This window comes from Syntrophorhabdaceae bacterium (genome assembly GCA_028698615.1).
In the GTDB taxonomy this organism is placed as follows: domain Bacteria; phylum Desulfobacterota; class Syntrophorhabdia; order Syntrophorhabdales; family Syntrophorhabdaceae; genus Delta-02.
Genome location: JAQVWF010000095.1, coordinates 1 through 4,502, shown reverse-complemented (window position 1 = coordinate 4,502; position 4,502 = coordinate 1). Strand labels below are relative to the sequence as shown.

5 protein-coding genes are annotated in these 4,502 nt (G+C 58.2%); all 5 read left to right on the top strand.

The window, feature by feature from the left end; all coding sequences use genetic code 11:
- Nucleotides 1–336, top strand: a 336-nt coding sequence (locus tag PHC90_14555) for a hypothetical protein (GenBank protein ID MDD3847566.1), incomplete at its 5' end; no start/stop codon positions are given.
- Between the two features lie 6 nt (nt 337–342).
- On the top strand, nt 343–981 hold the full coding sequence (locus PHC90_14550) for a V-type ATP synthase subunit D (protein ID MDD3847565.1): 639 nt from the start codon (nt 343–345) through the stop codon (nt 979–981).
- Nucleotides 982–989: 8 nt separating this feature from the next.
- Complete coding sequence (locus tag PHC90_14545; protein ID MDD3847564.1) at nt 990–1,124, top strand: hypothetical protein; 135 nt, start codon at nt 990–992, stop codon at nt 1,122–1,124.
- Nucleotides 1,125–1,198: 74 nt separating this feature from the next.
- A complete protein-coding gene (locus PHC90_14540; protein ID MDD3847563.1) occupies nt 1,199–2,803 on the top strand; it encodes a cobalamin-dependent protein in 1,605 nt (534 codons plus the stop codon).
- Between the two features lie 116 nt (nt 2,804–2,919).
- A complete protein-coding gene (locus PHC90_14535; protein ID MDD3847562.1) occupies nt 2,920–4,323 on the top strand; it encodes an anion permease in 1,404 nt (467 codons plus the stop codon).
- Nucleotides 4,324–4,502 lie beyond the last annotated feature (179 nt).

Sequence of the window (4,502 nt, the reverse complement as noted above, 5' to 3'; positions counted from 1 at the left end):
GACCATCCCATCCTTGCGAGCCAGCTCTTTGCGTGCTACGCATACGTCAAGAAAGTCCGCGGATTGGCGGATGTCATCGGCGAAGAGGAGTTGAGCCCGCTGGACAAGCAGTACCTGAAGTTCGGCGAGGCCTTTGAGGGCACATTTTTGAACCAGGGCGAATACGAGAACCGCTCCATAGAGACGACGCTGGAGCTGGGGTGGGATGCCCTGTCCGTGCTGCCCCGGGAGGAACTGCACCGCGTAAGCGACGAACTGCTGAGGAGACATTACCGCTCGCAACCGAAAACCGGTGAACAAGGGCAACCGCACGCCGTTTCGCAACCGGGGGTTTGAGACTGAATGGCAAAACTCAACGTAGCACCGACGAAATCTAATCTCCTCGGACTTCAACGGCAGCTGGAGTTTGCCCAGGAGGGTTATGATCTCCTGGAGCAGAAGAGACAGATCCTGATCTTTGAGCTCATGAGCCGTTTGAACCGCGCGGAGGAGGCGGAAGGCAGGGTCGGGAACGCCGTTGCCCACGCCTTCGCAGCGCTCGGCGAGGCCACTCTGGATATAGGCTCCCAGGCGATCGAGGAGGCTGCCTTCGCCGTGGCGATGCGTCACGAGGTGTCGCTGTCGGACGATCGCCTTATGGGTATGGGGGTGCCGAAGATATCCCTGCAGGAGGAGCCGATGGGTGTCCGTTTTGGCGTTGGCGGCACGTCCTCCAATACCGACATCGCCATGAGCCGCTTCGTCGACCTTCTTCCGTCGCTTGCCGAACTGGCGGAACTGGTCAACGCCGTAATGCGCCTTGCCCGGGAGCTGCGCAGGACACAGAGGCGCTGCAACGCTCTTTCCAAGATCTTCATCCCCCAGTACAGGGAGACGATCGATTACATCATGGGCTCCCTCGAAGAGAGAGAGCGTGAATCGCTCATAATCCTCAAGATGATACGGGACCGGCTCGGCGAGGAAGAAGAGGCCAACCCCTGATCTTGCCAATGGAAACGGTCCTGCCGAGATTCGCGAAGATGTTCTCGGCGAGGATCGATTTCAAGACGGGCGGAGCAACGAAGGAACCCGCGATGGTAAAAAGGAGGACTCCAACGGGAAGCCTGAAGAAGGATCTTTCGTAAACGCATTCGGGAGGGACAACGGAAGCTCCCGAAAAGTCCTGTGATTGTCCGAGAGTTTCCATTATACTTGTCCCATGAAAGTGCTTCTTGTCCAGCCGCCCATCGAGGATTTTTACGATACGGCAATCAGGACATACCCCCTGGCGCTCGCTTCTATCGCGGCGAAGATACGGGACATTTGTGATGTGACCATCCTCGACTGCAGGACGGGCATACCGCCGCGGCAGCTCAAGGACCACGATTTCCCGGAAGTGGCGCCTTTTTACCGTGACGACAGGCAGACCCCTTTTTCCCTCTTCAAGCGATATTCCCGCTACGGGATGGGGCGGCAGGAGATAGAGGCCGCCATCAGGCAGGCGGCCCCCCGGGTTGTCGCGATAGCATCTTCCTTCACGGCCTATTCCCGTCAGGCCCGGGAGATTGCCGCCATCGCGAAAAAGGTGGACAGGGGCATCGTCACCGTGATGGGCGGAACCCACGCGACACTCTTCCCCGAGCATGTGCTCAAGGACAGGGACATCGATTACGTGGTCCGGGGGGAAGGGGAGACACCCTTTTTCGAATTCGTCCGCGTCCTGTCTTCCGGGAATAGGTGTGAGCTGTCTTCCATTCCGGGGCTTTCCTTTTACCGCGACGACGGTACCTTCCACACGGGGGGCATCCACGTCGAGGAGGACATCGACCTCATGCCGGCACGCGACCTCCTTCCCGCCGAGAAGTACCGTATCGGCAAAAGGCCTTACACCTTCTTTCTTACGTCGAGAGGGTGCCCCTTTCAGTGCTCCTTCTGCGGCAAGCCTCCCGTCCCCTACCGTCGGCGGACGATAGGGGCCATAGAAAATGAGCTTGCGGAGATAGAGAGGCTGGGGATCACCGCCATAGACTTCGAGGACGACATGCTCAACCTCGACATCCCCTTCTTCCACGGCATCCTAGACCTCCTGAAGGACAGGGGCGCCACCCTTTCCGCCATGAATGGCCTTTACGGCCATACCCTCGATATTGAAACGCTCGAGAAGATGCGTGAAGCGGGCTTTGCCCGCCTCAATTTCTCACTCGTCGATGCCTCCCCCGCCGTTCATGCATCCCAGCGAAGGAGGTATCCGGCCAACCTGCTAAGCCTTTTCGACTGGCTGGAGACTTCCGACTTTCTCGTAGAGACGCACTTCATCATCGGCCTGCCGGGCCAGAGGCCTCAGGAGATCATAGACACCATGGTTTTTCTCATGGGGAAAAGGATGCTCCCCGGCCCGAGCATCTATTATCTCGCCCCGGGCAGTCAGCTCTTTGACGACATATGCGGCAGCGACGCGGCGGCTTATTTCCCCGCTGCCCGCTCGAGCGTCATGTTCGAGGCGAACCCCCTTTTTCCGCGGGAGACGACGTTCACCTTCATGAAACTCCTGCGGTTCGTTAACGTTGTCAAGGCCCTCATCGACGTAAGCCCCGGCGCCTCGACCCTGAAGGACCTTGCCGGCACGGAGCGCCTGCAGAAGAATCCCCGCGACCTCCATATATTCAATTCACTCCTCAAGGAAAAGCGGTTCCTCTGGTTCGATACCCGGGGCAATGACTATGTCGAAGAGCCGCAGGGCCCGGGCGTAGTCACCGCTTTTTTCAAGGCAATGGAGGGAAGGACCATAAAGGGATTCCGGACAGCCAATTCGGTCAGGGCCTGAGGAAGGGAGCCGAGAGGCGGGAATGTGGCGTGCATGGCGGCGCGCACGAAACGTCTGTATATATACGTGGAAAATATGCTATGTAACCCCCATATACTCTGTCGGAAGGAACATCTATGATGTATCGGAAGGTTCTGGGCGCCTTGATCTTCGTCATCTGTGCATTGACTTTGGCGACCCTTCGTCCTTTCAATGGATTGTCGGCGCAAGGCCATTATATTTGTTCGACCATCCTTATCGCCCTCGGCCTGTGGATCTTCAGGCCGTGGAACTTGCCCTACCTTGCGGGTGCGGCCGTCCTTATCAGCGGAGCGCTGCTTTTCGGTTTGCCCCTTCATGTTGTAACGAGCGGGTTCACAAGCTCAGGCGTCTGGGTGCTCATCCCGGCCCTCTTTCTCGGATATGCCCTTGCGAAAACGGGTCTTGGAAAACGGATAGCCTATTTTGTCCTGAAAAGCTTCGAGCCCGGTTACTTCACCATTGTCGTGAGCTGGTTCATAATCGGGATCGTTCTGTCGGCGCTCACGCCATCGATAACGGTGCGCCTTTCCGTCGTCATGCCCATTGCCATGAACGTCGTCGAGGCATGCCGGCTGGGAGACAGGTCGAGGGGCTGTGCCCTCATCTGCCTTGTTGCCTGGGGGACGGCCGTTCTGCCCGGCACCGGATGGTTGACGGGGTCTCTCTGGGGTCCCTTCATGATGGGATTCCTTCCCCTGGAAATGAAGCCTCTGGCCAGCTTCGACGCATGGTTCCAGATCATGGCGGTTCCATGGTTCATCGCCACCATTCTCTTCGTCGGCCTCGTCTATGTCCTGTTGAAACCGAGGGCTCCCCTCGCCGTCTCAAGGGAATCGTTCAAGGAAGAGTACCGGGCGCTCGGGAAGATCAGCAGGCAGGAGATCATTACCGGCATCATCCTGACATGCGCGCTTGTGCTCTTTGCCACCGAGAGGCATCATCATATTCCAACGGCGGCATGCGCAATGATGGCCGTCCTGGCGCTTGTTCTGTTCCAGGTCATCGCGCCCGGGGACATTGGAAAGGGTGTCAACTGGGACATCATAATATTCTTCGGCGTCGTGGTCTCCCTGTCGGGGATCTTCATGAAGGCCGGCATATCGGGTTGGATCCGGCCTTTCATAGAACCAGGGATCCTGTCCTGGGCGCACAGACCGCTTTTGTTCCTGATAGTGATCACGCTGGGGTTCTGGCTGATCCGGTTCGTGGATGTGCCCTGGGGGTTTTCCACGATCGCCCTGACGTCCCCGTTGTTCATTCCCCTCTTTGAGGATTTTGGCCTCCATCCGGTGCTGGTGAGCGTGGCCGTGATAGCCGGGGGGAACAGTTTCTTTCTGGCCTATACCCAGCCTTTCATCATGGTCAGCGACGCCATTACGGGGCAAAGGGGGTGGAGTGCCCGCCACGTGGCATTGGGCGGCGGCCTGTACGCCGTGTCCATCATCGCCGCGATGCTGATCAGCTCCGTTTACTGGAAGGCGATCCACGTGCTTCCCTGAAAACCCTTTCAGACTTAAAGGCCCCATCGATTTGATAGAAGCGACTTTCTTCGAAGACGGCGCCCCCTGTCCCTGGTCCACCGGCGGCAGCGGTAGTGAATAGGGGCGGGAATTCCAAGGGAGCGGCAAACGGGGGCATCAAGGCTCACGTTGAGCTAAGTGCGCCCGTGAAGGCAACG

What these genes read in the sequence shown, in the direction of transcription:
- PHC90_14550 (MDD3847565.1), top strand. Translation starts at nt 343, where the DNA reads ATGGCAAAACTCAACGTAGCACCGACGAAATCTAATCTCCTCGGACTT.
- PHC90_14545 (MDD3847564.1), top strand. Translation starts at nt 990, where the DNA reads ATGGAAACGGTCCTGCCGAGATTCGCGAAGATGTTCTCGGCGAGGATC.
- PHC90_14540 (MDD3847563.1), top strand. Translation starts at nt 1,199, where the DNA reads ATGAAAGTGCTTCTTGTCCAGCCGCCCATCGAGGATTTTTACGATACG.
- PHC90_14535 (MDD3847562.1), top strand. Translation starts at nt 2,920, where the DNA reads ATGATGTATCGGAAGGTTCTGGGCGCCTTGATCTTCGTCATCTGTGCA.